General features: G+C 55.4%; 25 protein-coding genes, 1 tRNA gene and 2 pseudogenes. 13 read left to right on the top strand and 15 right to left on the bottom strand.

Annotated features, from left to right (window positions below):
- Positions 1–39: 39 nt before the first annotated feature.
- Positions 40–174: a hypothetical protein gene (locus AABO57_02030; protein MEK6284501.1), complete on the top strand. Its 135-nt coding sequence runs from the start codon at positions 40–42 to the stop codon at positions 172–174.
- Between the two features lie 520 nt (positions 175–694).
- Here the strand turns inward: AABO57_02030 and AABO57_02025 are convergent.
- Genes AABO57_02025 through AABO57_01995 form a run of 7 tightly spaced genes read right to left on the bottom strand, consistent with a single transcriptional unit; the run spans position 695 to position 6205 of the window.
- Positions 695–1114 (bottom strand): iron-sulfur cluster assembly scaffold protein, encoded by a 420-nt coding sequence (locus tag AABO57_02025; protein MEK6284500.1) that lies wholly within the window; start codon positions 1112–1114, stop codon positions 695–697.
- Entirely contained in the window at positions 1111–2190 is a 1080-nt protein-coding gene (locus tag AABO57_02020; protein MEK6284499.1) for an XdhC family protein, read from the bottom strand. Before AABO57_02020 ends, AABO57_02025 begins: the two co-directional genes overlap by 4 nt.
- A 7-nt stretch (positions 2191–2197) precedes the next feature.
- The gene (locus tag AABO57_02015; GenBank protein ID MEK6284498.1) at positions 2198–3352 is read right to left on the bottom strand and encodes a VWA domain-containing protein; all 1155 of its coding nucleotides are present in this window, start codon (positions 3350–3352) and stop codon (positions 2198–2200) included.
- Entirely contained in the window at positions 3349–4236 is an 888-nt protein-coding gene (locus AABO57_02010; GenBank protein MEK6284497.1) for a MoxR family ATPase, read from the bottom strand. The genes AABO57_02015 and AABO57_02010 overlap by 4 nt, the downstream gene beginning before the upstream one ends.
- A gap of 2 nt (positions 4237–4238) precedes the next feature.
- Positions 4239–4832: a nucleotidyltransferase family protein gene (locus tag AABO57_02005; protein MEK6284496.1), complete on the bottom strand. Its 594-nt coding sequence runs from the start codon at positions 4830–4832 to the stop codon at positions 4239–4241.
- On the bottom strand, positions 4829–5866 hold the full coding sequence (locus tag AABO57_02000) for an XdhC family protein (GenBank protein ID MEK6284495.1): 1038 nt from the start codon (positions 5864–5866) through the stop codon (positions 4829–4831). The genes AABO57_02005 and AABO57_02000 overlap by 4 nt, the downstream gene beginning before the upstream one ends.
- Before the next feature lie 42 nt (positions 5867–5908).
- Entirely contained in the window at positions 5909–6205 is a 297-nt protein-coding gene (locus tag AABO57_01995; GenBank protein ID MEK6284494.1) for a type II toxin-antitoxin system PemK/MazF family toxin, read from the bottom strand.
- Between AABO57_01995 and AABO57_01990 the strand changes: the two genes are divergently transcribed.
- From AABO57_01990 to AABO57_01980, 3 genes are all read left to right on the top strand, one after another.
- Positions 6161–7111, top strand: a complete 951-nt coding sequence (locus tag AABO57_01990; GenBank protein MEK6284493.1) for an IS1595 family transposase — start codon at positions 6161–6163, stop codon at positions 7109–7111. The genes AABO57_01995 and AABO57_01990 overlap by 45 nt on opposite strands.
- Before the next feature lie 781 nt (positions 7112–7892).
- A complete protein-coding gene (locus tag AABO57_01985; protein ID MEK6284492.1) occupies positions 7893–8399 on the top strand; it encodes a hypothetical protein in 507 nt (168 codons plus the stop codon).
- Between the two features lie 30 nt (positions 8400–8429).
- Complete coding sequence (locus AABO57_01980) at positions 8430–8618, top strand: hypothetical protein (protein MEK6284491.1); 189 nt, start codon at positions 8430–8432, stop codon at positions 8616–8618.
- Between the two features lie 15 nt (positions 8619–8633).
- Here the strand turns inward: AABO57_01980 and AABO57_01975 are convergent, their stop codons facing one another.
- The 5 genes and pseudogenes from AABO57_01975 to AABO57_01955 all read right to left on the bottom strand — a co-directional run bounded on the left by AABO57_01975 (position 8634) and on the right by AABO57_01955 (position 13194).
- A complete protein-coding gene (locus AABO57_01975; GenBank protein ID MEK6284490.1) occupies positions 8634–9698 on the bottom strand; it encodes a hypothetical protein in 1065 nt (354 codons plus the stop codon).
- A 12-nt stretch (positions 9699–9710) separates the two neighbouring features.
- The gene (locus AABO57_01970; GenBank protein ID MEK6284489.1) at positions 9711–9899 is read right to left on the bottom strand and encodes a type II toxin-antitoxin system PemK/MazF family toxin; all 189 of its coding nucleotides are present in this window, start codon (positions 9897–9899) and stop codon (positions 9711–9713) included.
- Positions 9896–10480, bottom strand: coding sequence for a hypothetical protein (locus tag AABO57_01965; GenBank protein ID MEK6284488.1), 585 nt, complete (start codon positions 10478–10480; stop codon positions 9896–9898). Before AABO57_01965 ends, AABO57_01970 begins: the two co-directional genes overlap by 4 nt.
- 48 nt (positions 10481–10528) lie before the next feature.
- On the bottom strand, positions 10529–12895 hold the full coding sequence (locus tag AABO57_01960) for an aerobic carbon-monoxide dehydrogenase large subunit (GenBank protein ID MEK6284487.1): 2367 nt from the start codon (positions 12893–12895) through the stop codon (positions 10529–10531).
- A pseudogene (locus tag AABO57_01955) lies at positions 12895–13194 on the bottom strand (2Fe-2S iron-sulfur cluster-binding protein). Before AABO57_01955 ends, AABO57_01960 begins: the two are co-directional and overlap by 1 nt.
- A gap of 11 nt (positions 13195–13205) precedes the next feature.
- On the opposite strand from AABO57_01955, the gene AABO57_01950 reads away from it, so the two are divergent.
- From AABO57_01950 to AABO57_01940, 3 genes are all read left to right on the top strand, one after another.
- Positions 13206–13712 carry an SRPBCC family protein gene (locus AABO57_01950; GenBank protein ID MEK6284486.1) on the top strand — a complete coding sequence of 169 codons (507 nt, stop codon included), beginning with the start codon at positions 13206–13208 and terminating at the stop codon, positions 13710–13712.
- 143 nt (positions 13713–13855) lie between these two features.
- Positions 13856–13937 (top strand) — tRNA-Ser (locus AABO57_01945).
- Positions 13938–14128: 191 nt separating this feature from the next.
- Positions 14129–15433: a glycosyltransferase family 87 protein gene (locus tag AABO57_01940; GenBank protein ID MEK6284485.1), complete on the top strand. Its 1305-nt coding sequence runs from the start codon at positions 14129–14131 to the stop codon at positions 15431–15433.
- A 190-nt stretch (positions 15434–15623) separates the two neighbouring features.
- Here the strand turns inward: AABO57_01940 and AABO57_01935 are convergent.
- A pseudogene (locus AABO57_01935) lies at positions 15624–16487 on the bottom strand (O-antigen ligase family protein).
- Positions 16488–17224: 737 nt separating this feature from the next.
- Here AABO57_01935 and AABO57_01930 point away from each other — a divergent pair.
- The 3 genes from AABO57_01930 to AABO57_01920 are packed head-to-tail and all read left to right on the top strand — an operon-like array spanning position 17225 to position 18906.
- Positions 17225–17503, top strand: coding sequence for a hypothetical protein (locus AABO57_01930; GenBank protein MEK6284484.1), 279 nt, complete (start codon positions 17225–17227; stop codon positions 17501–17503).
- Positions 17504–17536: 33 nt separating this feature from the next.
- On the top strand, positions 17537–17872 hold the full coding sequence (locus AABO57_01925) for a hypothetical protein (GenBank protein MEK6284483.1): 336 nt from the start codon (positions 17537–17539) through the stop codon (positions 17870–17872).
- Positions 17873–17901: 29 nt separating this feature from the next.
- A complete protein-coding gene (locus AABO57_01920; protein MEK6284482.1) occupies positions 17902–18906 on the top strand; it encodes a M28 family peptidase in 1005 nt (334 codons plus the stop codon).
- Positions 18907–18912: 6 nt separating this feature from the next.
- Here the strand turns inward: AABO57_01920 and AABO57_01915 are convergent, their stop codons facing one another.
- Together AABO57_01915 and AABO57_01910 are read right to left on the bottom strand one after the other, a co-directional pair.
- Positions 18913–19602: an LON peptidase substrate-binding domain-containing protein gene (locus tag AABO57_01915; GenBank protein ID MEK6284481.1), complete on the bottom strand. Its 690-nt coding sequence runs from the start codon at positions 19600–19602 to the stop codon at positions 18913–18915.
- A gap of 665 nt (positions 19603–20267) precedes the next feature.
- Positions 20268–20702, bottom strand: a complete 435-nt coding sequence (locus AABO57_01910; protein MEK6284480.1) for a hypothetical protein — start codon at positions 20700–20702, stop codon at positions 20268–20270.
- 94 nt (positions 20703–20796) lie between these two features.
- On the opposite strand from AABO57_01910, the gene AABO57_01905 reads away from it, so the two are divergent.
- From AABO57_01905 to AABO57_01895, 3 genes are all read left to right on the top strand, one after another.
- On the top strand, positions 20797–21657 hold the full coding sequence (locus AABO57_01905; GenBank protein MEK6284479.1) for a hypothetical protein: 861 nt from the start codon (positions 20797–20799) through the stop codon (positions 21655–21657).
- Positions 21658–21680: 23 nt separating this feature from the next.
- Positions 21681–21899, top strand: a complete 219-nt coding sequence (gene thiS / locus AABO57_01900) for a sulfur carrier protein ThiS (protein ID MEK6284478.1) — start codon at positions 21681–21683, stop codon at positions 21897–21899.
- A gap of 89 nt (positions 21900–21988) precedes the next feature.
- Entirely contained in the window at positions 21989–22765 is a 777-nt protein-coding gene (locus AABO57_01895) for a thiazole synthase (GenBank protein ID MEK6284477.1), read from the top strand.
- The last annotated feature ends 240 nt before the right edge of the window (positions 22766–23005 follow it).

Here is a 23005-nt window from a genome sequence, read left to right as displayed (position 1 = left end):
CTCGGATTCTGATTGGATAATCTAGAGCAGGAGTAAGCAATGACCGTCAGCAATCACGAACGCGTCGGCGAGGCGCTTGAACTGCCCGGCGGCGCGCCCGAGCCTGTGGTACGGACCGTTACTGAGAATAGCCGAACGCTGAGGTTCACGAGTCACGGGTTCGAGTCAGAGTAGAGCGCCCAGCCCGTCGGCTACCTCGCTGTCGTCAGGAGCTTCACGTTGGTTCTGGAAATTTATGACACTCACAAACACACGGCCAAATCTAGCGAGGTATTCCATACTCATACTCCTTCTTTCGCTCCTGCCCGGTGTGTCGTGCAGTTCTCCAGCCGGTGACAATTCCGCCCTCTATCAAGCCATTCATAAGGCTGACGTATCTGACGCGTGGGGACAGGTTCAGTCCAGGTATCCATAAGAGCGGAACAAGCAATCCAACATAGAGCGGCGAACTCAAGCGAGCTTCCACCTGGCAGGCTGCTGAAAGACTGTCAAAGCACCAACTTCATAGATCGTGTGAAAATTCCCGGAAAATACCCCCAACTTCAGTTGGGGGATCTTTAGGTTCGGCCTACGCGTTGTGGATGACGATTGTCCCGGTCCTCTCCCGCGGCGCCACTCGCGCCGCGAGTGGCGCCGCGGGAGAGGAGCTAAACATCGGCGGAGAGGAGAAGCGCCGTGCTCCCGTAGGCTGGACTTAACGATCCCCCAACTGAAGTTGGGGGTATTCCCGGCGTTGCCTGTGAATCTTGACCCCTTCCCGAAGCACTTCGAGTGGTAGCAGCGCGCACTTCATTCGGGCAGGCTTGATGTCGCTCTTTAACGATGAAAGCAGCGTGGCGTTTGAGACTACCTCCCCGGTGTCTATGTCCGCATCCACAATCAACTCAGTGAGCAGCGAAGCCGCTGCGAGGCTGATTGCACAGCCGTCCCCCTGGAACCGGACCGTTGTTATTACGCCGTCTCGCAGCTTCAATTCAATCCTGATCCGGTCGCCGCACAGTGGATTGAGACCTTCGTGAGTTATGTCCGGACACGGCAGGCTGCCGTAATTGCGAGGGTTCCGGAAGTGGTCGAGGATCACCTCGCTGTAGAGCGCGGCCATAGTTTCTCTCAATCTCTATTTCTCAAGGGCGTTCCCGGCCTGCCTGACCTAACGGCCACCGCTTCAGCCAGGATGCTCAAAGCTATCTCGCTCGCGGTCGCCGCTCCGATATCCAGACCTGTAGGCACACGCACGCGATCGAGCGCTTGCGCACCCACGCCGCTTTCCCTGAGGAACTTCAAGATAGCCTCGCCCCTTCGCTTGCTGCTCAACATTCCTATGTAGGGAGCCTCGGTGCTCAAGACAATCTTCAGCACCGGAATATCGTACTTGTAATCGTGCGCAGCAAGGACGACAAGAGTTGATGAAGTGTAGCGCAGCGCGCGAGCAATCTCGGATGGGATTCCGACCAGCAACTCATCCGCGTCGGGGAACCGTTCCCTCGTTGCAAAGCGGGGCCGGCCATCCACGACAATCGTTTTCAGCCCGAGGTTCTTTGCCAGGCTTACCAACGGCATCGAAACGTGCCCCGCGCCAAATACGATCAGCGTCGGCGACGGGCCGTGCACCTCGAAGAATACGTCAGTCGAAGCTCGAGTCGAATCGAGCGCGACGGTGCGAGAAGCGCGCCTCTGAATCAGATCGAGCGCGATCTCCCGAGCCTCCCGATCAAGCTCGGGACTCCCGAGAGTGCCGGCTGCTCGTCCGTCGTCATACACGATGAACTTGGACGCCGGCCGGTCCAGCGGCGTAGCCACCACTACGCACCTTCCCTTTTCAACCTCACCACGAACTGCCCGGTAGAGGTTGCGCAGATGGTCTTCGGGGTTCGCAAGATCCACAGGTTCGATCATTATGTCTATGGTTCCCGCGCATGTGAACCCGCCCTCCCATGCGTCCTCTTCGCCGAGGTTCATGGACAGCATCCGCGGTTCGAAGGAAGCGATGGTCTGTTCTGACGCCTCGATCACCCGCGCGTCCACGCACCCGCCCATGGTCACCGAGCCCAACAGGTGGCCCTTTTCACCAACCCACATCTTGGCTCCCTCTTTTTTGGGGCTCGTGCCGCGGGTCGCGACCAGCGTGACCATCGCAACTCGCTTATCGATCTTGGCGAGGTTCTCAATCTGATCGAACACGTCTTCCATATTCGGTTCACAAAACGAGGTGTCGCTCCAGCGCCCGCAAGCTCTGCAGGTTATGTAGCGGCGCAAACAGATCCAGATACGGAAGCGCGGCCTGCATTCCGCGAGTCAGCGGTCTGTAGTCAGGACTAGCCAGCAGCGGGTTCAGCCAGATCAGCCTTCCTGCACGTCTCTTCAAGCTTGCAAGCGACGCGGCAAGGTGTTCCGGTTCCCCAGTGTCCCACCCGTCGCTCAAGATAATTACTATGGTCCGCTTATCAACCAGTCTCGGCCAGCCGGAATCGAAGGCGGCGAGGCTCGGACCGATGAGAGTGCCACCGGACCACCCACGCGTCTTGCTCAGCGACTCAAGCGCTCGCTCGTAGTCCTTGTTCTTCAAGTGTCCGGTTATCCGTTCGAGTGACGTGCTGAACACAAACGTTTCGACCCGCGCAAGACTGTTTTGGAGCGCGTGGACGAATTGAAGAAGCAGCCGGCTGTACAAATCCATCGACCCGGACACATCGCATATCACTACCAGTTTGGTCTTCTTCTGTTTGCGTTGCTTGAACGAGAGCTCCACTAACTCCCCGCCAGTCCTCAGAGACGCCCGAAATGACCCACGCAGATTGACTCTCGATCCCTTTCGGACCGGCTTCCACCGGCGGCTCGGTTTCGAAGCGAGCTTCCTGACGATTCTCCTCGCCAGACGGGCGATCTCTTGAAGCTCGTCCGCGCCAAACAGGCTGAAGTCCTTTTCCGTGCCGGCGTCGAGGTTGCTCGCGGCAGGCATGTTGATATGCTCGGAATCATTCGACGAGGCGCCCCAGTTCTCGAGGAAGAAAGACAACCCCTTCTGCGCATACTCAAGCGAAGAAGGCCGAACTCGGCGGTCAATACTGGAATGAGTTTCGCGCTCGACGATCTTTTGCGGCTGCGCATTGTGACCAAGTCCACTCCAGAACTGTTCAAAGATCTCCGCAAAAACCTCGAACTCCTCGACACGCGATGTAAGCACGCTTCTCAAACTCAAGAAGGTTTCCTGGCGGTCGTCCAGGTCGATCAGGCTCAAGGTTTTGGCTGCGGCCACTGCTGAAGCCGGCGTTACCGCGATGCCCCGCTCCCTCAACGCGCGACAGAATAGGACGGTGTTGGTGAGAACAGACTCGCTCGCTGGTTCATTCATGACCCGGGACTCATCATTTCATCGAGGCGATGGCCGGCCTCAGTTTCAAACTTGCGCAGGTCTGCCTCGTCCTTGAGGAAGCAACCCATCGTCTCGCTGACTACTTCCCGATCGAGGTGCGTCGTGTTTAATGCAACGAGAGAGGCCGCCCAGTCGAGCGTCTCCGCGACGCCGGGAACCTTAGACAGATTGAGCGCTCTAGCGGCCTGGATCACGCGCGTCAGCTCGGAAGAAAGCGCCTCGCTGATTGCGGGCACTTTGCTGCGGACGATCTGCAACTCCTTGTCGAACGACGGGTAGTCAATCCAAAGATAAAGGCATCTGCGTTTCAACGCATCGGAAAGCTCGCGCGAGCGATTCGACGTAAGCACGACGTGCGGCCGATGCGTCGCCGCAATCGAGCCGATCTCGGGAATGGTGACCTGAAACTCCGAGAGTACCTCCAGCAAGAAGGCCTCGAATTCCTCATCGCTGCGATCTACTTCGTCAATCAACAGTACAGGAGAGCGAACCGGATCGGTTATTGCCTGGAGCAACGGACGCTTCAGAAGGAATGGCTCGCTGAAGATCGACGCTTCTTTTTCAGCCGCGGCACCCGGTGTAGACTCCTGCAGCTTGATATGAAGCATCTGCTTGGGGTAGTTCCATTCATAAAGCGCGGTGTTGGCGTCCAAGCCTTCGTAGCACTGAAGCCTTATCAATTGCGTGTCCAGCGCGCTGGCGAGCACCTTCGCGATCTCGGTCTTGCCAACGCCCGCGGGGCCTTCAATCAACAACGGCTTGCCGAGCGCCATCGCAAGGTACAACGATGTGGCGACGGCGGCGTCCGTAACGTAGGCTTGTTGCTCGAGCAACTCCTGGATCTGCCGAACCTCTTCTCTCAAAGCTACCTCGCTTCGGATAAACGCTCGAAGTCCTCGCGCGTGTTGATGTCTTCAGGGAAGGGAAGATCGAACTCCGCTGCGCCGGCCAGGCCGGGGTTCGCGTCAACGAGCTTCCACGCTGCCTTGTCCCCGTGCAACTCAACCAACTTGTCAAACAACGGCTGCGCAAAAAGCATCGGGTGACCTTTTCGTCCGCGATAAGAAGCCAGCACAATCTGATTGACGCGTTGCCTGTAGACTTCAGCCACTCGGTCTATTATTTCGGCACTAACTCCGGGTTGATCGCCGAGAAGGATCATTATGGCGTCTGACTTCGCGTCGATTGCCCCTATGCCGGCGCGGTACGAAGAAGCGCACCCTTCGCCGAACACTGGATTGTCGACGACCTTTGCGCCGCCGAAGTCCACCTGCTTGCGGACTTCCTCAGCCGCTCGGCCAAGGACAACGACAACCTCATCAAGCGCGGGGGCTCGCCGAGCCTGCCCGACAACCCATTCGAGCAAGGTTGTCCCTCGGTATGGCAGAAGCTGCTTAGGCTGCCCGAGGCGGGTTGACGCTCCAGCGCCTAGAACCAGCCCGGAAATGAATTTCCTCATAGCCCACCAACGCTTTGTGTCCGATAGGATTCGGGCGACCGGTCAAACGATTCCTTACATCGAATGCAGCAGAAGTAAACGGTCGCGTCCTCGACGTGTGACTTGTATTTCGCGCTCGCCGGATCGACGGTCATCCCACACACAGGATCGCGCGCTTCAGAGGTTGGCTCTGGCGACGCCTCAGCCGACGTTGTGCTAATCATGACCGGCAGATTCAACCCTGGCTTGCCCGGTTGAGCCGCCGGCTGCGTAACGGCCCTTCGCAACTGAACTATCTCCGCCATAACGCTGAGCGCGATCTCGGGCAGCGTCTCGCTTCCCAGACTGAGCCCGGCCGGGCACCTTACCCGGTCGAGATCTTTGGCGGGCACACCTTTGTCTTGAAGATATTGAAACAGCGCTTTTGCTTTCTTTGCGCTTGCGACGAGACCGAGGTATTTCGGAGTTGTGCCGGCGACTGCTTCAAGACCCTCCTCGTCGCCGGTTCCCATCGTCGCGACCACTACGTAGCTGGCTGAATCTAGGCGGTTCCTTGCCGCACTGAGATCCGTCAGTACGAGGTCAGCCTCCGGGAATCGCTCGTGAGTCGCGTCGGGATCAGCGACAGACACCTTGAAGTCGAGCAGCTTGCCGAGTCCGGAAAGAATCTGCGCAATTGGTGAATTGCCGACGATCAGAAGCGCGGGTTTGGGAAGCACAGGTTCCAGGTAGATCTCGAGCGAGCCGCCACCGTGACAAGTCATCTGATGTGATTCGACTCCTTTCCAGTCATCGTGCGCAGAGTCGGGGCTGATACTTACGAGCTTTGGCTCGCCTGTGTGCAGAGCCTTCAGAGCTTCGCGAATGACGATGGGCTGAACGCACCCGCCGCCGATCCAGCCGTTGATCGAGCCGTCAGGAAGTATGATGGCCTTCGATCCGGGCCTCGCCGACTGAGGGCTCTTGTAAGCTACGACGGTGGCGATGACGAACGGCTCTTCTTCAGCGCGCAACCGGGTAGCCTGATCGAGGATGTCTTTCCACATCGTCTTCATTTGCGCCAGTTTTCTACGTGAAGACCGGCGATCGACAGCCGGTCAAATTCCTAGCTGATAACGCAGCGCCTTCAGAACCTCGTCGCGCCGCGCCGTATCGTTGAGCGTGCCATACATTCGAGCCAGTCGTTGTCTATCGAGCGTCTTGATCTGATAGCACAGAACAACTGAGTCTACTGTTAAGCCACCCGCGCCGCTTGGGATCAACGATTCGTTCGGATGAATACGGCGGGCCGCCTTGCGAGGGTAATAATATACTTGACACAGTAAGCCATCTGTGAGACAATCCTGAGTATGGAAACACAGACACAGAATGCCTTCCCAAAAACGCTTCAGCAAGCAATCGTTTACTTTGCGAATCCAGACAACGCGCTGAACTTCATGATCACTCTGCGATGGCCGAACGGCATCACGTGCCCGCGTTGCGCGTGTGACGCCTACACGTTCATTTCTACCCGCCGGACGTGGCAGTGCAAAGCCTGCAAGAAAATGTTCACGGTCAAGCTCGGAACCTTGATGGAAGATTCGCCCATCGGCCTCGACAAGTGGATGGCCGCTATCTGGATGATCGGCGGCGCAAAGAACGGCATTAGCTCTTATGAAATCCATCGCGGCCTTGGCATAACTCAGAAGTCCGCTTGGTTCTTGATGCACAGAATTAGACTCGCGATGCAAACGGGAACCTTTGAGAAGTTGGGCGGCGAAGGCCAACAGGTTGAAGCTGATGAGACGTTCATCGGCGGCGCGGCCAGATTCATGCACAAGCACAAGCGAGCGGAGAAGATCGGAACCAAGACCGGATTCGTCGGTAAGGTCGCGGTCATGGGATTGCTTGAGAGACACGGCGGCGACGTGCGATGCAAGGTAATTCCAAGCCGCCGCAAGGAAACGATTCAGAAAGCAGTCAGAGACGACGTTGAACAAGGCTCCTTCCTATTCACGGACGCGCTTGGTTCCTACGAAGGAATGGACGAATACATTCATCAGGTCGTTGACCATGCCGAAAAATATGTTGATGGTCAAATTCATACAAACGGTCTTGAGAACTTCTGGTGTCTTTTGAAGCGGTGCATCAAGGGCACGTATATCAGTATCGAGCCGTTCCATTTGTTTCGCTACCTCGATGAGCAATCATTCAGATTCAACAATCGCAAGGTGACGGACCAAATTCGATTCTTAGCCATCTCTCGCTTGATTGTTGGCCGCAGACTGACCTACAAACAGTTGACCGGGAAGTTAGGGTAATAATCTATTTGGCTCTTGCGGTTTTGCCTTCCGTTTCCCAATCCAAACACTATTAGTAGCGGTTTCGCTGTGTCCAAACTTTCGAGGAATTTTCGGTTCGCTCCGAAAACAATATTGTAACCGGGCTAAGTTTGTGATAAAAATGGCCTTGTTGTAGAAAAGGGGAAGGGCCGCTAGATTCATTCTGTGATTGGTGATCGCGGGAAAGAATCTTTGCGGCCCCGGTGTTATGTTTCGATGCAACGGCATCGTAGCATAAGGCCAACCCGAACGTCCACTCCTTTCACGCGGTCCCACCAGGAGAACTCCAATGGCAGTGAAAATGAAGATCATCTACCGCCGTTCAGATAATGGACGGCTCTGCACGAAAGCGTATGCGCTGAAACACAAGAAGACCACCGAAAAGGAACGCGTAAGAATCGGCAGGTGATAACTTCTAGAGGGGCGGTAACCAATCCGCCCCACACGACCAGTCGCATCTGAATTATCTTGCACTTAACTTTCTCCGCAGCGCACCCGTTGCTTTACCATCGCGGAAAGCCTGAAATATAATCGTCGTGCCGCGACCGTCTCTTACTAGGCGAAAGTTAATGCGATGCACAAGGCCACAGTCACAGCAGCCAAGCCGGTAGCCACGGCGTTTAGGCGCAATCCATTCGCCCTCTTGATATGCTGGATACTGCGGCCTGTCCATGTCGCTTCTTTATCCTGTGTGTCCTAATTGGATTTTCGCGCGCCGGTTGTTCTCTTTGCAGACCGTCCTCTGTGGTACAATCAGACCATGAAAACCGAGTGCAAAACGCAACGCAATATGAACCGCTATCTGGTTTCCGCTGTTTGCTGCTGCATGTTTGCCGTTGCTGCAATCGCGCAAGAGAAGCCCCCAGAGCCGACTCTAGCCGAGACAACCGACTGGATTACGAAAACCTGCGACATTCACAATCCAAAGGCTAGAATCAAGTTTGACGGTCTAAATGTTTACGCAGCTTGGAATCTGATTGAGATTTCTGGCAGCGATATTACTATGTCCTCGTTTGGCACGATTCCATTAAAGGACGTTGAAACCGTGACCTTGAATCCCCCAGACAGTAAACATCCTAAGTGGAAAGTTTTATTACATACCAAACGAAAATTTACGCTTCATTTAGGCGTTAGCCGACCAAGCGTAGATGTCTACGAGACAGACGAATTCTATCTTCTATTTGTCGATAAACAGATGGGCGAGCGAATGAAAGCGGCCTTTGCACATGCGGTTGAATTGGCCAAAGCCCAAAAAGAACCCTTCTAACATTGAGTGAGGAAGTAAGGAACCATTCTAATGAAACAAAAGGCCGACGCCAGTTCAGATGGTCAATCCGAAGCCGAACGCTTCGTAGACTTCGCCCGTAAACTTGTGAACGTTCCTAAAGAAGAGATCGATCAGAAACAAGCTGAGTATCATAAGAAGCGAATTGCGGAACGGAAAGCGGCGTTAAGACCGATACGGACCAAGCCATCCAAAGGATAAGATTCTCGACCCGGCTTATTGCTTCGTCTCATCTGTCGGCGTAGCAGCATTCAATATCTCAATAGCTCGCTGCCAATGATCTCGGCTTTTTGTCATAAGACCGTCAATCTTATCTAAGGTCACGATCAGCCTACCAGCCGCTGCGTTGAGTTCTTGCGAGATGCCCTGTATTCCGATTTGTGTATTGCGAAAGGTCTTGAGCGAAGCGAGAGACGCATCCGTCCTGGTGAGCATCTCAGCATATTGATTGCGTTCAAGCGCAATTGAATCTGCGGACCGCCCCGCACCCGTGGACCACTTAACAAACTCCGCATTACTATCAATCCACAGGCTTGTAATACTTTCAAACTCTTGCGCGGTACTTTCTAGTTTATCGGCGTGTTTATGCAAGCGCGTTGCGGCTTCAGACGCGGCCCTATCCATGCCGGGAACATCTTTAGCGCGACCGAAGCTTTTAGCGGCAGCGTCTGCGGTCCTTGCTATTGACCCTATTTCGTTGCCTATCTTACCCGCGAGAATGCTATATCGCTGGCGTGCAATTTCGCGATCTCTGGCATGGTCAAGCCAGCCCTTTGCTTGTGATCCTAGCGCACTAAGTCGCCTGACTACGTTTGCTTCTTGTCGCCGCTTGCGACGTTTCCACAGTCTTACAACGCCGATTGAAAGAAATGCAATCAGGAATCCAATTAGGTATTGATATGATCGGACTGCGACCCATTCTAGATACGGCCAAACTGTCCCGATGTACTTTTCTAGCAGGCTCTCGGATTGGCCTTGCGCACGTAACGCTATCCAAGCAACCGCTAGCACAGCCGCCAGTAGTCCCGAAAGAAAACTGTTGCCCACCAGCTTTAGAGGCTTCTGCTTCCCCTCAAAGAAATCATGTCTGCAAACCGATATTGTGATCATCAGCCAAGCAAGCACCAACAAGACCACGGAGGCTTTTGGCGCAGAACCTAACTCAAAAGCGTAACCCGCTAGAGCCACAGCCACACCTCCGCCCCAAAAGAGGTTGCTGTCTGCAAGCCTTGATAGCTTTTGTGATAGGCTCTGCTGGGACTGGCGAGGTTCGACCGACATTCCCCGAGCCTATCACGGGGCGTAAACTGAGTCAAATATATTATCACCCTTGCGAGAGGTTATCGGAAGAACGTTCACCACACGCAGAAGATCATTATTCATAGTTTCGCTAATTACTAGCACTGGGCGAACTCGACCTTGCTCCGAGCCGATGACCGGATCCAGATTCGCCTTCCAGATACTCCATCGTTCGACACTCACTGCGCGTCCACCTCCGCGTCGGCATACTTGAAATCCTCCTTTACTTCCTCCAGATCAGCGACGAACATTGGGTCGTTCTCCGCCAAGGCGAGCGGAAGACGACAAACTAGAGCATGTTCCGGACTGTGACAGGTGATGACGATCCTATCTCCGGCATTCCATTCCTCACCCATCAGAGCCCTGAGATTTGGAGGAGTTGCACCCTCGTCCATGAAAACCTGCTCGTGCGCCACCACGATCCAATCGAGTCGGTGTCCGGCTAGATCAGCCTTGTCGGCCTCCCTCGCATAAAGTGCTTCTACGAGACGATCAGCCTTGTCAGTCAACTTAATCTCAGTAACAAACTCTCCTTCCTTGATCTCACGCCGAAGAAAGTCGAGTTCACAGAGGGTATCGACGTCTGGTCTTTGGTACTCGTAACGCGAGTCGCCGTTCAACCACAGCGGCTCCGCGGGCCCATTGTCTAGCAACCTCGCCGGTTCTTCTCCGCAGCGCGCAACTCGATCCTTGTCCATCCACTTGAGCAGGTTTATCGCTTTGGAAATGTTTGTCGCGTTGACAAGCGTAACAATATCAACCATACAACTTGCTCCCCTTACGCTAAGCTTCTTTGCCGTCTCTCACTGATCTTACTCCGTCACACCCTTCTCCCTCAAAAGCTTCCACACCTTTGCCGGAGTTATCGGAATATCGATGTGCCTCACACCCAGATGCCACAACGCGTCAACCACCGCATTCACGATCGCTGGGGGAGCCCCGGCGGTTGCTGACTCGCCGACGCCCTTCGCGCCGAGTGGATGATGCGGCGACGGAGTGCAGGTCTTACCCGTTTCCCAATTGGGCGTCTCAACTGCAGTCGGCACCAGATAATTCATAAAGCTGCCGTTCAAATTGTTGCCGCTCTCGTCGTACTGAATCTCTTCGTACATCGCCGGCGCCAGGCCCATCGTTAGTCCGCCGTGAATCTGCCCCTCCACGATCATCGGATTGATGATGTTGCCGCAGTCGTCCACTGCCATGAAACGGCGCACCTTCACTTCGCCGGTTCCCTTATCGATGTCCACCACACAGATGTAGCTCCCGAACGGATAGGTGAGATTCGGTGGGTCGTAGTAATCGACGGCCTCGAGTCCCGCCTCCATTCCCGGGGGATGATTCGTGTAAGCCGCAAGCGAAATCTCCTGAATCGTCTTTGCGCGATCGGGCGAGCCTTTGACAGAGAACTTGCCCGGCTCCCACTCGAGGTCATCCTCATGAGCCTCGAGCAAATACGCTGCGATCTTTTTCGCTTTGTCTCTGATTTTGCGCGCCGCCATTGCGCAAGCTGCGCCGGCAACAGGCGTGCTGCGGCTCGCATAAGTGCCAAGCCCGTAAGGCGCCGTGTCGGTGTCGCCCTCTTCGACCGCGATGTCGGCGACTGGAATGCCAAGCTCCTCAGCGACGATCTGCGCGTAGGTCGTCTCGTGTCCCTGCCCCTGCGACTTGGTGCCGAATCGCGCGATCACCTTGCCCGTAGGATGGATGCGAATCTCGGCGCTGTCGAACATCTTTATCCCGAGAATGTCGAAGTCCTTCGACGGACCTGCCCCGACGATCTCGGTGAAGCTCGAAATGCCAATTCCCATCAACTCGCCGCGCGCGCGTTTCTCGGTTTGTTCTTTTCGGAGATCGTCGTATCCAACTCTCTCCATCGCGAGCTTCAAAGCGCCGGCGTAGTTCCCGCTGTCGTACTCCCAGCCGAGCGCGGACTTGTAAGGGAACTGTTCCGGTTTGATGAAATTCTTCAAGCGGAACTCGGCGGGATCCATCCCGATCTGGTGAGCCATGATGTCGGCCATGCGCTCGATGGTGTGCACGGCTTCGGTGACCCGGAACGAGCACCGGTAAGCGATGCCACCCGGCGGCTTGTTGGTGTACACGCCATCGACTTCAACGTGCGCGGCTTTCAGGTCGTAGGAGCCGGTGCAGATGTGAAACAGCCCCGCCGGAAACTTCGAGGGGTTTGCCGCCGCGTCGGTGTAACCGTGATCGGCGATGGTTTTGATTCGAATCCCGGTCATCGTGCCGTCTTTCTTACCGGCCAGCTCGGCGGTTATATGATAGTCACGCGCGAACGAATCTGCCTGCAGATTCTCCATCCGGTCCTCGATCCATTTGACCGGCTTGCCGGTGAGCACTGACGCGGCGACGGCAATCACGTAGCCGGGGTACACCGGGACCTTGCCGCCGAACCCGCCGCCGATGTCCGGCGAGATGATTTGAATCTTGTGCTCGGCAAGTCCGACGTGCCCGGCGACCAGAGCAAACACGGTGCGAATCGCGTGTGGCGCTTGGGTCGTCATCCAGACGACCAGCTTGCCGGTCACCTTGTTGAAATGCGCGACGCAGCCGCAGGTCTCGATCGACGAGACGTGAATCCGCGGGATGTAGATATCTTCTTTTACCGTCACTTCGGCGTCTTGAAACGTCTTGTCGGTCGCAGCCCTGTCGCCCCACTCCCAATGCCAGATGTGATTATCTTTCTTGCCCTCCTTGTCGGTTCGAAGAACAGGCGCATCAGGCAGGAGCGCTTTCTTTGGATCGACGACGACCGGCAGAGGATCATAGTCAACTTCGACGGCATCAATTCCGTCGGCCGCGATGTACCGGGTCGTCGCGAGCACCGCCGCGACTTCTTGAGCCTGATACATCACCTTGTCCACAGGCAGAACCATCTGCGTATCGGACATCAGTGTTGGCATCCAGTGGAGGTTGTACTGCGCGAGATCCTTGCCCGTAATAACCGCCACCACGCCCGGGATCGCCAGCGCCTTTGACGTGTCGATGCTCTTGATGGTCGCGTGCGCGTATGGACTGCGGACGATGTCCAGGTAAAGCATATCGGGCAGCACAACATCGTCGACATAGGTCCCCTGGCCTCGAATGAATCGCGGGTCCTCCTTCCGTTTGACCGAATGGCCCATCCCGCCGATTTCTGGTGAAGTCCTTGGCTCCATTATGCACCTCCTTCTCGCATCTTCTGCGCCGCGTGTTGATATGCCTTCACGATGTTGACGTACCCGGTACATCGGCAAAGATTTCCGGAGATTGCGTGGCGAATCTCGTCTTCTGTCGGATCGGTACTGCTCTTGAGAAACGCATAGCCGGTCATCAGCATCCCGGGCGTGCAGAAGCCGCACTGCAAACCGTGCTCTTGAAAGAATCCTTCTTGAAGAGGATGGAGTTTGCCGTCCTGCTCGAGCCCCTCGACTGTGAGCAGCTCACGGCCGTCGGCTTGGATTGCGAACACGGTGCATCCCGGCGAGAGTGGCGGTCTGTTTGCCAGGAGCTGAGTTGCTGGAATCGCGCGACGATCAATCATATCTTGGCGCTGTGAAAGTGAAGGTCGGCCCCGTCGCGATGTCATACAAGGGCGTTGTGAAGTTCACCGAGCTGGACGAACAGGCTCGGGTGGTTCGTCTTGTCGGTGAGGGCCGCGAAGCAAGTGGGGGAGGTTCGGCAAAGCTCACGATGCTAAGCAAGATCACATCTCTATCAAATGGAGCTTCGCAGGTGATTGTCGAAGCCGAAGTGGACATCGTCGGAAAGATCGTTCAGTTCGGACGGGGAATGATCGAGGAGGTCTCCAGACAACTGTTCCGTCAATTCGCGGCGTGTGTCAAACAACACCTCGAGGTTACCGAGGAACCCCAAGCTGTCGAAGAACCTCGCACTGAAACCGAAGCTGTAAGCGCGGTCCCGCTCGCACTACGCGCCTTATGGGCGGTGGTCGTGCGCTCATTCATGCGTTTGTTTGGAAAACAAGCAAACTGAACAAGAGGGCGCTGGGCGCGCTTACGCAGGACCTTAACGCGGAAACAGCAGCAAAAACGGAGCCTACCCGCTCAGTATCCGCCACACTACCAGCGGCGATTGCTGAAAAGCATCATGTAACTTGTTCACGACAAAGATACGCCGGGGTGGCGGAATGGCAGGCGCCAGAGGACTTGAAATCCTCTGGCCCAAAAGGCCGTGCGGGTTCGAGTCCCGCTAGTCTCGGTCAGAGGTGATGCGCGAAAACCTGACGCGCGCAATAATACCCGGGCATCATAGGGTACTTAGACGCTGGGAGTCTGAACCTAAGACAGTACCGGGCAGATCGTGTTTCCGCATGCGAAAGCTTTGCGGTTCGGGGGAACCGGCTCAGGCAACTTTACTACTGCTGGCGCAGTAGATATCCTGACTCGGGAATGACAAAGGCCTCACGCATTCTTCTCATGCTGGCGTGCTCAGTTGTGATCGCGCTTCTAGGCTTTCTCTTTGTGCGCAACTTGATAGATTTTCCGGTCTACTACGCTGCGGGCCGCTCACTCCTTAACGGTCGTGCCGATCTTTACTCGCCCGACTTCGCGCTGGGCCGGGTGATGGACTACAGGTATCCCCCGTTTTTCCTCGTCGCGCTGGCGCCTCTGTGGGTCCTTCCATACTCAGTCGCCGCGTACATCTGGTACGTGCTTTCAGTGTTGGAGATCGCCGGGTGCGTCCTGATAATCAGCCGAACGTTTCCGGCGCTTCGCCTGTCAAAGATGTTATGGCTCGTCGTGGCGCTCGCTGTGAGTCAGCACTTTGTGATGGCGCTGCACTATGGGAATGCGCATTTGCTGGCAACGTTTTTCTTGTTCGCGTCGCTGTATTGTTTTCTTCGGAAGAAGGATGTGGCGGCCGCGGCGCTGATGGCATTGGCCATTACCATCAAGCTAACGCCGGTCCTGCTCCTGCCGTACTTCGCCGTGAAGCGGCGCTGGAAGCTGCTCGCCGCTGTTGGCGTGTTCTTAATAGCGATCAATGTAGCGCCATCCCTGTACTTTGGCTTTCGTGGCAATACTGAGTTGCTCAGGTCTTGGTACCACCATGTTGTCGCCAGCCAGGAGTTTCATGAGGACAACGGGCCGATAAACCTTTCGTTGAAGGGGCAACTGCGGCGTTATCTGTCGACAGTGGACTATTCGCAGAGAGTGGATTTCGACGCTCAGTATCCGGCTATCAACTTCGCATCACTGCCTCGAGACAAGGTAGATGTAGCCTGGGCGGTCATCGCCGCCGGATTATTCGCCGGGGTTCTTCTTCTGGTGTGGCGTGAATCGCGTATTTCAACTCCTGGCGTCCATCGTGACGATTCTGAGCCGGCTATGCAAAGCGGACTCTTATCTCAAGAATTAGCGGTGATGATTTGCTTGATGTTATTGGCAGGTCCGCTTACGTCGAAGATCTATTTCATCGGGTTGCTTTGGCCGGTTGCATGTCTGGCGAGCCTGGCCGTTGACCGCAATGCCCGCGAGGGTAGATTCGCAATGCGGACTCTGCTCGTCGTGGCGTTCATCAATTCTGTTTTGCCCTTGCTGCCCGGACGCTCGGTTCAAAGGCTGCTGCTTGTTCTCGGGTTCGACTTCTTTGTGAACTGTCTGCTAGTGACGGCGCTGGTGTATGCACTGGTGTCTCGGCATCGCGCACTTCGAGCGCAATCCGGCGAACCGCAAACGCAAGCCCTGTCATGAGCCAGAATGCCATAACAACTTCCCCGTCTCCAAAATTGAAGTGCGCCAGCGAACTTACACTGAACGCCGCCACGGCGCCTAGTCCTCCCAAGGCGATTCCGCGGAGTTGCCATCGCGAGTCCCGTTTGACCATCTTGATCAACCGCCAAAGCTCCCGAACAAAAATAGTCATGACTGCGCAATAGAGAATGAGTCCAAGCAGACCCCACCACACCGCTATTTGAACCGGTGTCGAGTGAAAGTGACCTGGCGGCAATTTGCCGTCGTCGTAGAGCCCCAGGCTCTCCTTGAGCTTAGCCTCGCTACCCTTGCCTATGCCGACCAGTGGATTGTCCTTGATAATACCAAACGCTTCGCGCCAGACTTCCAGCCTATAAGCGGTGCTTCCTTCTTCCGGATCGAACACGGATATGCCCCGCGCATGCTCGACAGCAACGAGGGCCAATGGAAGTATGATGACAACGCTCGCGATCGCCATAACGACAACACGACGGCTGCTGCTAGCCAGCGCCATAACTGCGACGCCAATCGACAATCCTGCCAGTGTCGCGCGCGTTGAGGTGAGTATCAGAGTGACCGCAAGGAGCGGGATCACAGTGCTCAGAAACAATGCCGTTCCGGATCTCTTGTTCGGAGTTGCGATCAGCAGGCCTATGGCGAGCGCCGCGATGAGCTGGAGCACTTCGGCGTAAGTCTCATAGTGGCTGTAGAATCCCGCGATGCGAAAATTTCTGCCGGGCGACGTGGTTATACCCAGCCGCTCGAAGCCCTCGCCCCTGGATTCCTTTATCGCTTGTCTCGGAATCACGGTTTGGGCTATCGCTTCCTTTCTTTGAAGCTTGATTCGCAAGCGGCCGCGCTGTGAGTCAATGATCCGGGTCAGATCCTCTTGCGAGTTGATCGCCTTGTCATCGGCCTCGAGTATTACGTCTCCGACGTTAATGGTCTCATTGGCAAACGGACTATCAGGTTGGATACTGTCGATTTGAAGCCCGCGCCCGATCCCCAGCTTCACGCCGCTGTACCCGACGTTCACCAGGCACGACACTATCATTGCCAGAGCGAGGAAACTGGCGAAGCGGATGCTCTTGACGTTGCTGCTTACGAAATAGAACGCCAGGAAGAACGCCGGGCTCTTCAAACCCTTGATGCTCACCAGTGGATCATAGGATAAGAAAGACGAGACAACGCAGCAGGCGAAGAATCCAAACAGCGCGATGTCAACGCGCGTTCTCCTATGGCTCAGGTTTCGAGTTGCGAAGAGTTGAACGCCCCACGCTGCCAGTCCGAGAAGATAAGCGCCCTGAGTGACCGCAATCGAGTGAGGAGCGAATATCGCGTACATCACCAACGAAAGCGAGATCACCCATTGAGTGATGACAAAGACCCGCCGGCCGCGCGGCGATGCGTCAGAAACCAGGTTGCTTTTCAACGCGCCGACTAAGCTTCCAAAGAGGCGTTTAGAAGGACCGGGAACTCGCTGGCTGTTTTGAAACTGCGGGCCGTCAGCGGTGTTTTCTAACAAGACTCTTGAACCTCGGCAGTGGCATTCATAGCAAACAGGCAAATCAACAGTAGGAGAAGGCCACATTTTATGACGCGGTAGAGCCACAAATCAATGCCGTCTCATGTTGAGCATCTCTATCTTGCGCGACATCAAACCTGTGATCCAACGCTTCAATCGGGGTGAGGCGTCAAGCTTGACCCGCATATTCCTTTGTTGTAGCCTGAAATCACTGCCCAACCGCATCCTTGCTGTGGCGGTGAAGCTCTTGTCGGAGGTAAACAAGCATGGCCGGATCTAAAAATGAGAGTGGAGAGAGCGTACCGGGCTCCGGAGCCAACGCGCGCAACGCGGCTGATGATATCAGGCAAGCATTCTCCGCGTTGCCTTTTGAGGAGAAGTTTTCGACGCTAATCCGAATCGAACTCGATATGCTTGGGGATGTAGTCGACAGCGTTGTCAGCGCGGCATCGAACGCAGTGGATGAGTTAGCCAGGAGTTGCGCGCGCTCTGAGCCGTCCGCTTCAGCAACGGCGGGCGCAGGTGGGAGCACCACTACGAGTTGACTTGTTCATAAACCAGCTATGTGAGGGTGTCCTATGAGTGAAAGTTTACAACTGCGTGACCCGCTCTTCAGGCTCATTGTTCGATTCACCAATGGTGAGACGCTGCAGCAAGTGATGGCCGATCCTTTAGATTCGCGGGTCATCGCTCCAGAAACAAAGTACGCGGTGATAAGTTCGTTCTCCTGCCAGAATCCCAGCGTGTGCAACGAAATAACTGTGGTGAATTTGCGGGATGTTACGTTCATCAAGTCTGAACGTGTGACCCTTGAGCAACTGGCTGCAGAGCACCGAATAGGAATTAGGTCAGCCGGACTATCAGGTTCGGACGACAGATTGCCGAAGAACCTGGCTCAACTCAAATTCATCTAGCTTCTGCCCGCGCGAATCGGAGCAAACTGATGCTCAACAGCTCACGAGTTAGTGGAATAACCGCTACCGCGATTTCTTTGGCCCTGGTTTTCACTGCTCCAATCGGTTGCCTTTCTCAATCAAGCAAGACTGCCGGGCCCGACGTTGTTCGATCGAGGCCGGATAAGGACGCTGACTTCGACGCAGGTCGCGCGTATGAACATGTCAAGAGGCTGGTGGCGATTGGTCCTCGTCCCTCTGGATCAGAGGCCATCAAGAAGGCTCAGGATTATGTCGAGAAAGAACTGAAGAGCTTCGGCCTGAAAGTTAGCGAAGACAACTTCACTGCCGAAACGCCGCGCGGTACGGTGGCGATGAAGAACATCATCGGCGAGCTGCGCGGGCAAAAACCGGACCTCGTTTTGATCACCGGGCACTACGATACGAAACTACAAAGCGGTTTTGTCGGTGCTAACGATGGTGGCTCCAGCGCCGCAGCGGTCCTCGAAACCGCCCGTGTGTTGTCAAAGACGACCCCTGAATACACGTTGTGGTTCGTCCTGTTCGACGGCGAGGAAGCAGTGGTTGATTGGAGCGCGATGGACGGCAAAGACAACACATACGGCAGCCGCCATCTTGCATCAAAGTTAAAAGCTGATGGCACGCTAAGCCTGGTCAAGGCGCTTGTGCTGTTTGATATGATCGGCGACAAGGATCTCGACATCAAGCGAGAGGGCGAGTCAACTCCGTGGATGGTTGACGCGGTCTGGAAGGCAGCCCACGCACTTGGCTATCAAAAACAATTCCTGAATAGCGAGCAGTACATTTCGGACGATCACCTGCCCTTTAAGGACGCCGGCGTTCCGGTCATTGACCTGATTGATTTCAACTATGGCCCGGGGCATTCTTACTGGCACACCAATCTTGATACGCTCGATAAGATCAGCGGCGATAGCATAAAAGTCGTCGGCGATGCGGTCATCCGAGCACTTCCTGAGATCTTCAGACACCTGAAGAAGCCTCCCATCTCAGCGGCGAAGCCCGTCCCCAACTAGCGACGTTCAATGCTCGCTGCGCATTCGTCCGTGCCCATTTCCTTTCGCCATTTGCTGAACCTCTATTCGATCGCGGTAATCTGCAAATGCAGAGGTTACGTAAGGCCTCAGCCGGCTGAGACGTAGTCTCGTAGAGGTCATTTCAAGGAATGTCTGCTTTGCATCGTTGTCGATTGGCAAAGCTGACGCCACCAACAAAGAGAAGGCTTCGGGCCCTTCGGGTAGCTCCTGATTGCCCGGAGCATTCGGTTCGTCGAGCGCCTGAGCCGCCACCAGGAATTTCCTGCAGATTTCCACGATGTCGTCGAAAATCCGATTCAAGTCTTCACCAGGTTCGAGATCATCGGTGACCGGCTCAATCCTCGCGATGATGAAGGGCGTTGACTGTAGCAATCCCAGGACTCTATAGCGGACCAGGCCTGTGGAGATGATGTTCATCCTGCCTCCCTCAAGCGGGACGACGGCGTTGATCTTCGCAACACATCCCACGCTGCCCGTGTCCGGAGGAGTCTCGCGCCCGATCGCGGAGTCGCTGCGGTAGGACAGCCCAAACACTCCGCCGTTCTCGATTGCGTAGCGGAACATCTTAAGGTAGCGGTCCTCGAAGATGTGCAAGGGCAGAAGCGCTCCGGGAAACAGGACCGTCGCAAGCGGAAAGACGGCTATTGATTCAAGTTCTTCGAGACTCTCCGGCACAATGCTGGAATTGTAACACGTCGACGCAATGACTGTTGACGTGGACTGACCAGCACGGCGGACTGGGTGTGCCGCGCATGGGTACCTGTCACCCGCACCGCCCTTCGTCAAAGCGGGGCACTTCGGACGGTCTGACGCGAAAGGTTGGCGAACTCCTATGCTGAAAAGCCTTTTCCCCTAGCCCAGCGCATTTACGCCTGGGATAATCAGGGCCTGGATCATCAAGCCTTCTGCCTTCAGTCAGGAGGCTTCTCAAGTCGGCTTGAGCGATCAGCAGCTGACCTCAAGGGGAAACTTTTCTTCCTACGCAGTATTTGTTTGTTGACTACATTACCCGGTTGCAATATTATTGGCCCGGTACTAATTGTCCTAATCGTAGCCCGGTCCTGGGTGCCGTGAGCACAATCCTTCCTATAGACGCCGCGAACTCGTGGGCGCACATCCTAGCGCCATTGATGCGCTAATAAAGAGCACGTTGGAAAACAATCTCAGGTCCGGGATTGCTATTTTCGCATTAGCGAAGGCGACGCTTATGGCTACAAAGGCAATCTCGGCAATCTTAGCGCCGCTGCCGATAGCTTGGAAACGGTATTCCTTGTAGATCGTGCTAGGTATGCCCCGATCGTTTACAAAAAACAAACACGGCGCGTCTAGCCAACAGGCCACTAGCGCTGTGCCAACATCGTCATCCGTCGGTGAGCTTCCTGATAATTCAACTCGCGCTCTTTTGCTCTCTGTTTAATTCCGCAAGCTTTGTGGCTAACTTCATCTTGAAACGTGATCAGGTCTTTAGGTGGCCATCTGTAGCCCGGCAACCATTCGCCTAAACGGTCAGCTATCGTTCCGTTCCCCGCAACGCCCCAAGCCAGGGGCGCACTTGGATGAGTAGCAATCTTCTTGTCGAGCTGAAAGCGAAGCTGTAACGCCGAACTGGTCGATTCGCTATCGGCTCCCATCAAAATCGAGTGCTCACCCTCGAACATTGCTGCTATAACGGTCAACGGCGGCTCCTTCAGCCTAATAGACGGTTCATCGCCGCTACAGCCTAACGGTAGACCGTGTAAAGGAGCAACCAAACCAGCAACACTATGATAGGACACCGCCGCTCTCCTTTCGGAATTGGCCCCATCGACGGCAGCAACACACATTGGGACAGTACCGGGCAGGCGGGATTATTGACTGTAAAAATGTGCTATGTTAGTTTCGACGAAGATGATAACGGGCTTCAACACTGACGTTCGGCACGAAGGGCACGTCTATCATGTTCAGACGGAGGATCGCGGTACAGATAATCCAATTCTTGAGTCGCTGATCTACATTGGCGGTACAATCGTCGCAACGAAGCTGACTCCTTACACTCAAAGATTGGACGAAGGCGCCGACCAGGAAGCGATTGCTTCGTTGCTCAAGCGCCAACATCAGTTGATCATCGCGGCCATCAAGGCTGGAAGAATTGAGGACCTGGTTCAGCATACGCGAAAGCAACAAGCGCGTAGCGAGTCCAATGAGAAACAACCGGCCCGGAAGCCGGCGGATGATCAGCCTGATCGCCTGTCAGATCCCTCGAAGCGAATCCGCACAAACGACGCGGCGGTGCCGCTGGCCGCGGCGTCGATTGAGCCATCGCCGCATGATCGAACGCCGGCGCAAATCGCGGGCAGGCTGCAAGCTAACGCTCCTGCGAGTTCAGGCCGCGGCGACACCGCCGGGTTGAACCTCGACCAGGTTCTCGAGGATTACGTGAAGCGCGGCGCCGGTCAGGCGAAACTCGATGTAAAGGTGCTGACGCCAGAGGTTTTCATAGCAGGCAAAAACATCGGTCTTAGAGTTCAGGTTACTCAGGAGGCAAGGCCCAACTTTGATGCTACCGTAACTGTGAAGATCATAGGTACGGCCTTCAAGCCACAAGTGTTCATCGGGCGCGTAGGCGGGGATGGCGTTGCTAGTTTCAGCCTGACTCTCCCCGCCTTCACTGCGGGAACAGCGGCGATAGTGATTGAGGCGCAGGCCGGCGCTAGCCGCGGGGAGCTCAAGAACTTGATTCGAAGAGCGTGAATGCGCGCCGCCGGAAGGTTCAGTTGACCGTCATCGTTAATGGAAATCAAACCGCTATGGCTGAAGGCTCCGGCATCGGTGAGCTAATCAAGTCTCTTGGCCTGAACCCGGAACGAGTAGCCGTTGAATTGAATAAAACGATCGTTCGCCGCGCCGCCTGGGGCTCGACAACGATCCGCGAAGGTGACAGAGTAGAAATCGTGCATTTTGTAGGGGGAGGGCAAGGGACTTGTGAGGCGTGATGCGCGACCGTGGGCTCGTGCTTTCCCGAATAGACGGATCACGCATCACGAATCACGGATCAGATATCACCCTTAAAATCGGACTAAACATGGCAGATTCACTCGTCATCGCAGGTCGCGAGTTTCGGTCGCGCTTGATTCTAGGCTCGGGGAAGTACGCAAGCTTCGATCTCATGGTGAAAGCACTGGAGGTATCGGGCACCGATATGGTGACCGTTGCAGTCAGGCGGGTTAACCTGACTGATCGCGCGAACGAGTCGCTGCTCGATCACATCGATACGAAGAAGTATCATATCCTCCCAAATACTGCCGGGTGTTATTCGGCGGAGGAGGCAGTACGCACGGCGATGCTGGCGCGAGAAGTGCTCGACAACAATTGGATTAAGCTTGAAGTGATTGGTGACGAGAAGACCTTGTTCCCGGATAATCAGGGATTGTTGGAGGCGACGCGTGAACTGGTGAAAGAAGGCTTCGTCGTATTGCCGTACTTCAATGATGATTTGATCGTGGCTCGACGACTGATCGACGCCGGCGCAGCCGCGGTTATGCCGCTTGCTGCGCCAATCGGTTCGGGACTTGGGATTCAGAACCTCACCAACCTCAGGATCTTGCGCGAGCAAATACATGAAGTTCCACTGATCGTCGACGCCGGAGTCGGGACAGCTTCTGACGCCGCGTTAGCGATGGAGCTAGGCGTTGACGGAGTTCTTATGAATACCGGCATCGCGGGCGCTTCCGATCCGGTTGCGATGGCCGAAGCGATGAACCTGGCGGTGCGGGCAGGCAGGCTTGCGTTCCTCGCCGGGCGGATACCGAGAAAACTTTACGCTTCGGCGTCGAGCCCGATTGAAGGATTGTCGAAGTAACAATTGGCGCATTGGGCCGGGTCAGATTGGTTTGGCATCTGCGAAAAGCTGCGAATCGCTTTCTTACGTTCTTCCCAGGTAGTTTTGTAAGCAGCAGCGCAGAATTGTCTGGTTGAACAATCTCTGCTGATAATTCCAAATAGGGCTGTCTCCAAGACGTTTGATCACGTGCTCCGTGCGCGCCGTGCTTGATCTGCAAGCCCAGGCGGAGGAACCGTCTCGTTAGACTAATGGTGACAA

The sequence above is a fragment of the Acidobacteriota bacterium genome (assembly GCA_038040445.1).
Classification (GTDB): Bacteria; Acidobacteriota; Blastocatellia; order UBA7656; family UBA7656; genus Onstottus_A; species Onstottus_A frigus.
This window is presented reverse-complemented; position numbering and strand designations above follow the sequence as displayed.